Origin of the sequence: Rhodoblastus sp., from assembly GCF_041915505.1 — a bacterium.
In the GTDB taxonomy this organism is placed as follows: Bacteria; Pseudomonadota; Alphaproteobacteria; order Rhizobiales; family Beijerinckiaceae; genus Rhodoblastus.
Map to the genome: position 1 here is coordinate 5,209 of NZ_JAYSBG010000125.1, position 4,298 is coordinate 9,506.

Annotated in this window: 5 protein-coding genes and 1 pseudogene; 4 read left to right on the plus strand and 2 right to left on the minus strand. The window is 61.1% G+C overall.

The window, feature by feature from the left end; all coding sequences use genetic code 11:
- The 4 genes and pseudogenes from ACE3S9_RS09730 to ACE3S9_RS09745 all read left to right on the plus strand — a co-directional run.
- On the plus strand, nt 1–721 hold a 721-nt coding region (locus tag ACE3S9_RS09730), incomplete at its 5' end, for an electron transfer flavoprotein-ubiquinone oxidoreductase (protein WP_374546258.1).
- A 161-nt stretch (nt 722–882) separates the two neighbouring features.
- Nucleotides 883–1,068 (plus strand): annotated as a pseudogene (locus tag ACE3S9_RS09735) (transposase); the annotation flags it as partial.
- A 79-nt stretch (nt 1,069–1,147) separates the two neighbouring features.
- A complete protein-coding gene (locus ACE3S9_RS09740; protein WP_374546259.1) occupies nt 1,148–1,324 on the plus strand; it encodes a transporter in 177 nt (58 codons plus the stop codon).
- 658 nt (nt 1,325–1,982) lie between these two features.
- Complete coding sequence (locus tag ACE3S9_RS09745; RefSeq protein ID WP_374546260.1) at nt 1,983–2,159, plus strand: hypothetical protein; 177 nt, start codon at nt 1,983–1,985, stop codon at nt 2,157–2,159.
- A gap of 372 nt (nt 2,160–2,531) precedes the next feature.
- On the opposite strand, the gene ACE3S9_RS09750 is transcribed toward ACE3S9_RS09745, so the two are convergent.
- Entirely contained in the window at nt 2,532–2,828 is a 297-nt protein-coding gene (locus ACE3S9_RS09750; RefSeq protein ID WP_374546261.1) for a hypothetical protein, read from the minus strand.
- 16 nt (nt 2,829–2,844) lie between these two features.
- Nucleotides 2,845–4,263 (minus strand): glycosyltransferase, encoded by a 1,419-nt coding sequence (locus tag ACE3S9_RS09755; protein WP_374546262.1) that lies wholly within the window; start codon nt 4,261–4,263, stop codon nt 2,845–2,847.
- Between the last annotated feature and the right edge of the window lie 35 nt (nt 4,264–4,298).

Here is a 4,298-nt window from a genome sequence, read left to right on the forward strand (position 1 = left end):
GGCCTTCCTCGGCGGCGCGCTGCTCGGCTGCGCGGCCGGCTTCATGAACGTGCCGCGCATCAAAGGGTCGCACAATGCCGTGCTGTCCGGCATGGAGGCGGCGGAGGCCGCCGCCAAGGCGCTCGCCGCCGGCCGTGCCCATGACGAACTGGCCGATTACGACGCCGGCTGGCGCGCCGGGCCGATTGGCGACGACCTGAAAAAGGTGCGCAACGTCAAGCCGTTGTGGTCGAAGCTCGGCACTTATCTCGGCGTGCCGCTCGGCGGGCTCGACATGTGGCTGAACAATACCTTCGGCCTGACGCTGTTCGGCACGCTGAAGCACGGCAAGCCGGACTACGCCACTTTGAAGCCGCTGAGCGCGGTCAAGCCGATCGTCTATCCCAGGCCCGATGGCGTGCTGACCTTCGACAAATTGTCCTCGGTGTTTCTGTCGAACACCAATCACGAGGAAGACCAGCCCTGCCATCTGAAGCTGAAGGACGCCTCGATTCCGACCGGCGTCAATCTGCCGACCTATGGCGAGCCGGCGCGGCTCTATTGCCCGGCGGGCGTCTATGAAGTGGTCTATGGCGACGAGGCGGCGAAGCAAGACCCGCGCTTCGTGATCAACGCGCAGAACTGCGTCCACTGCAAAACCTGCGACATCAAGGACCCCGCCCAGAACATCACCTGGACCACCCCAGAAGGCGGCGGAGGACCCAATTATCCCAATATGTGAGGGGCGAGAAATTGGCGCTAGGCAAATCCAAATAAAATAGTCGCCCGTGTCTATGATCGATAACGGCATCGTAGCCAACGGGGATAGTGAACCGCGCCGGGTTTGCCGGAGGCTCCAACTTCCAAATAGGCTGGAGCCGTTATGAGCAATACGACGAATAAATATTCGCTTCGCGGACCTTCGGTTCACCCGAGGTTCGCGCCCGCGCGGTGCGGATGGTTTTGGATCACGAAGGCGATCACGACTCGCGCTGGGCGGCGGTATCGTCAGTGGCGTCGAAGATCGGCTGTTCGCCGCATACTCTGCGGGAATGGGTCAACAAGGCCGAAGTCGACAACGGCATTCGTCGGCGTGGACCGTGGCGAAGTTTCGAGGCCGTCGAGTTCGCCACGCTGGAATGGGTCGACTGGTTCATTTATGCCGGAAATGAGGATCTCCTATCAGAAGGACGGATGGAATCTGACAGCGAACATCTTTGAGGAATTCAACGCCGCCAACACGATTACGGGGTATACGACCGGCGACATCCTGCACGCCGAGTTCTTGGCGACAAAAACGATAGGAAAATGGACATTAGGCCCGGTGGCCTATTATGGCGGCTAAGTTTCCAGCGACACCTCAAGTGCATTCTGCCGCGGCGCCATCAACACCAACAAATACGATGTTTGGGCTGTGGGCGGTCTCCTCGGATACAATTTCGGGTGCGTAAATCTAAAAGTGGTGGCCACAGACGAAGTATCGTCTACCGCCTCAGGGGGCACCGCTAGACCCGGTAGGGACAGTGGAACAATCATGAAAGGTTATACGGTCTTCGCTAATCTGAGCTTCCGTTTGTGGGCTCCGGACGAAAACCCAGCTCTCAGCTCGTCGCTGTTCCACAAGTGACGGCGCCTGCAAGTAGCGCCACTTTTGGAGCGACGCTACTTGCGCTCTCCCATCTATCCTGGACTATCGATGCGAACGAAGAACTTTCCCATAGCCGATCGTCAAACCAGCGACCAATTGGCTCCGTGCTCGATTGTCCCACATCAATGGTCCATTGAGGTGAACCGCGCGGCGGCGCGGGCGGCAGGAGGCGAAAGCCGAAAGCGAGCCACCAAAAAAGTTACAGTAATATTTCAATGAGATAGGTGCTCGCAGTTTTATCCTGAATGGCGCGCCATTTTAAAATCGATCAATTACGAGTGATTACAGGTCGCGCTTTTGCACGCCTGCTTCGCGTCGATAAGCACCCGGTGAACGGTCTTGAGAAATTCGCCTCGTGCGAGGCTTTCACGTCAAGCTCGACAAGCCATCCATCCTGCTGCCGACGATCGCGCCCCTGAAAGCGCAGGGCGTGACGGGCGCGCGCCCGTTCCGTCGTGCATGCGGTTATTCCGTCGCCATGTTGTTCAAGGCAATCGGCTTGCCAGACGTCACGCCCTTTCCCGATATTTGACGCGCCCGCCAGTTTCGCGGTTCGGCCCATGGGGTGAATGACATTGCGATCGTTCCGGATTAGCGAGGCTATCGAGCGCCCGGCATCGGCGGCATGCGAGGCGGCGCGCGGGCTTCGGCGAGACGTTCGCCACTTCCTTTCAGGGGCTCGGTCTTCTCGAGATCGTCTCCGATGGCGTCCGACGCGTTTTCAAGCGCATAGCGGCTTTGTATCGCCATCCGGAATTCGGCGCTGGTCCTGAAAGCCGCCCGGGCGCAAAGTCGTGTCAGGCGAGATGTCGCGTTCTTCTTTCGCAGGCTGCTCGATGCCGGCGCCAGGAACGCCCCATGGCGCGGCGCGGTTCGTATTTCCGCTTTGGCGAGCGCGAGCGCATCATTTTTCGGGTCGCAAGAAACGCATAATGCGACGAAATGGGCTTCCCTGGCGTCGAAACTTCGAAATTGCTTCGGCCAGATCGTTTATCGCTTGTGGCGAGAGTTCGATCGGCGCCGTTTCCGCGGACCTGCTTCGCCAAACGGCGAATGCGCGTCTTTCCTCGGCGAGAGCGCGCTCTGCCGCGTCGAGACGTTGGCGTAACGCATCGATTTCAGCATGGAGACGCTCAACGCCGACGCCGGCCAATTCGACGGAAGCGGCGGACGGCGGCGACGGCGTGGGATCCTCGATCATGACGCGTCACACTCCTTCATTTGCCCATCCAGCCTCCGACGCCGTCGCGGACATGCGTGAGAAGAGGCGTCAGACCCCATCCGATGACGGCTCTGGCCCAGTCCATTGGGCGCCGGCCAAGAGAAAAAATCCATAGGCGCGCCCCCGCGCGGTGCGGCGCAACGCGCCACCGAAACCAAACCAATCTTATCTTGCGACCGTTCAGACTTCGTGGAGCCGATTCCACGGCTGGCCCGACGACCGCCGGATTGCGGTTCAAACCGCAGGCCAGGATTTCATCGCGAATTGTTGCTCCAGCCGGATTCGATCGGTAGATCCCGTCGAGCGCGACCTCCGCGGCCGTTTCGTCGAATCGCTGGCGACGACGCAGGTTCTCGGCGGAAAAGGCGCTCACGAGCTCCGGCGAAAGGATCAGCTTCCGCAGGGCCGCGGCGAGGGCCTCGGCATCGTCCCTGCGATAGAGAAGCCCGTTAACGCCATCCTCGACCAGTTCGACAGCGCCGCCCACCTTGCTGGCGATAAGCGCGGCGCCGGAAGCCAGACCCTCCAGCAGCCAGACCGGCTGGTTCTCGACGCAAACCGACGAAAGAAGGGCTACGTCGGCCTGGGCGAGGCGCGCGAGTAATTTTTCGCGAGGGAGACGTCCCGGCGCCACGACCGCGTCGGCCATGCCCTTGTCGTGGAGCAGATCGCACAAGATCGGGTAGAGAGGGCCGTCGCCGGCGATGAGAAAGCTCCATTTTCCGCGCAGGGCGCGATCCGACCAGAGGATGGCCAGCGCCTCGGCCAGAATGTGAATTCCCTTGTGCTCGCCAAGAAAAGCGCCGCAGGCGAAGCGAATCGTCCCACGCGGTTCGCGGAGGCGCGGAGGAATTTGCGACAGATCGATCCCGGACGACAGGATCGTGATGCGGGCCGGGTCGGCGCCGGCCTTGATGAAATCCTCGGCCAGCCCCTTGCTCGGCGCCAGCAGGATGTCGGCGCGGGCAAGCTGCGCCATGGCGTAATCGCGCCGCAGACGCGGCGGCAACTGACCATCCGGAGTCCGCAGGGTTGGCGCACAGAGCGCGCATTGGTCGAAATCCGTGCAAGGCGAGAAATCGTCGCGCAGCAGCGTGCCCTTGAAACAGAACGCCCAGCGGTCGTGCAGCGTTACGACGACTTTTGCGCCAGAAGCCTTCGCAAGCCCGATCAGATTGAGTCCGAGATAGGAAACACTATGAAAATGCACGACATCGGGCGCGAATTCACGCAAGAAACGCGCAAAGGGCCGCTCCGCCGAAGGATTCAAAAAGACGAATTCATCCCGGAGTTTTACGCGCACGCGCGCAACCGAAAGGCCCTCGACGGTCTCGAGCGCAACCGCGGCGGCCCTGCCACGTTTCCAGGAGAAATCGGCGGCAAAGACTTTGACCGCCCAGCCTCGGCGCTGCATGGCTTTGGCCTGCCGGAGGGCGACAATTTCGGCTC

What these genes read in the sequence shown, in the direction of transcription:
- ACE3S9_RS09740 (WP_374546259.1), top strand. Translation starts at nt 1,148, where the DNA reads ATGAGGATCTCCTATCAGAAGGACGGATGGAATCTGACAGCGAACATC.
- ACE3S9_RS09750 (WP_374546261.1), bottom strand. Translation starts at nt 2,828, where the DNA reads ATGATCGAGGATCCCACGCCGTCGCCGCCGTCCGCCGCTTCCGTCGAA.
- ACE3S9_RS09755 (WP_374546262.1), bottom strand. Translation starts at nt 4,263, where the DNA reads ATGCAGCGCCGAGGCTGGGCGGTCAAAGTCTTTGCCGCCGATTTCTCC.